Here is a 645-nt window from a genome sequence, read left to right as displayed (position 1 = left end):
ATCTCAATGGAGAGTTCTCTAGGATGCCGTGGCTGGCATGAGTATATCTACTCATCGCCAAATTGAGATGCACCCACATCTTTACATCTTTATCCTGGGTGAATGAGTTTGGGTGGCGAATTGGACATGTTGAGCGGGCTATACCAAAGGGATATATTGAATCAATTCAACAGGGTGATAATCACATTGAAGATGAGGCGATCGCTCATTTATATGATCAGATCAAGCAGGTGATTAGTGGCCCAATTTGGAGTTTAGAACGGTTTAAACTGGCTTGGAAGGTCATGATTAATCCATGATTCAACGGGGTAGTTGAATTGAAGGGAGGCGATCCAAAGGTCGTGTTAAATTCGCGGGATCAGATGGCGGCAGTTTGGTAGAGGTTGGTGCTAGCTGCGGTGACTTGGAGCAACCCGTTAATGATCGAGGAACTCTCCCCCCCGACGACCTAATCCTGTAGGGGTTTGGAGACAGCCTGAGCCCTCTGCTTAACAAAGAAAAAACGTTCAATCGCAATAGCCAGGACTTTGACCCCTGGCAGTGGTTGCCTTCGAGAAGGAGCAAAGCCCACTAACTTCGTCAACGCCAGCGTAGCCTGTCGCAGGGAGTCAACAGCTTGGCCCGAGAGCTGATGCAACAACCTGA

It is taken from the genome of Spirulina major PCC 6313 (assembly GCF_001890765.1).
Taxonomy (GTDB): Bacteria; Cyanobacteriota; Cyanobacteriia; order Cyanobacteriales; family Spirulinaceae; genus Spirulina; species Spirulina major.
The sequence above is the reverse complement of the archived record's forward strand: the minus strand, read 5'-3'. Positions refer to the sequence as shown.